Consider the following 882-nt stretch of genomic DNA (forward strand, 5'->3'; position numbering starts at 1 on the left):
CGCCCCCGGCCGCCGCCCCGGCGCCCGCCGGCGGTGTGCGGTGGGCGAAGGGCGAGGAGCGCTTGCCGGTGGACATGCGCAAGAGGTTGTCGCTGCGCAAGGAGCAGGTCGCGGTGAGCCTGCGCAAGCACGGCGCGGAGGGGGCGACGGCACGGGTGCTGCTGGTGCTCGACGCGTCCGGCTCGATGGCGCCGCTCTACGCCAAGGGAGTGGTCGCCGGTGTGGTGGAGCGCATGGCGGCCGTCGCCGCGCAGCTCGACGACGACGGGGAGATGCAGGCGTGGACGTTCGCCTCGCATCCGGCCCGGCTGCCGGACCTGCGCCTGGGCGAGTTGCCGGAGTGGCTGCGGCTGCATGTCCGGGTCGGGCAGATGAGCCTGTTCGGCCGCCCGAAGAAGGCCAGACGCGGGCTGGGCGAGGGCCAGGTCGACATGCGCACCGTCGGCATCCAGAACGAGGAGCAGAAGGTCATCGCCGAGGTGCGGGCCTTCGTGCGCGAGCACCCGACGACCGACCCGACGCTGGTGCTGTTCTTCTCCGACGGCGGCGTCTACCGCAACGCGGAGATCGAACGGGAGCTGCGGGCAGCCGTCGAGGAGCCGGTGTTCTGGCAGTTCGTGGGGCTCGGCAAGGCGAACTACGGCGTGCTGGAGAAGTTCGACACGCTGCCGGGCCGGCGGGTCGACAACGTGGGCTTCTTCGCGGTGGACGACATCGGCACGCTCTCCGACCCGGAGCTGTACGACCGGTTGCTGTCGGAGTTCCCGGCCTGGCTGACGGCCGCCCGCCGGGCCGGCATCCTGCGCTGAGCCGGGCCGGCGCCTGTGACGTCACAGGCGCCGGAGACGGCGGCGGAACCGGTGCGGGGGCGGGCCCGGGCAG

General features: G+C 73.2%; 1 protein-coding gene. It reads left to right on the forward strand.

Features of this window, described 5'->3' with window-relative positions; genetic code table 11:
* Positions 1-809: vWA domain-containing protein (locus ACYVE9_RS28700; protein WP_461030806.1), on the forward strand; the 809-nt coding region annotated here is incomplete at its 5' end.
* Between the last annotated feature and the right edge of the window lie 73 nt (positions 810-882).

This window comes from Streptomyces sparsus (assembly GCF_054776295.1).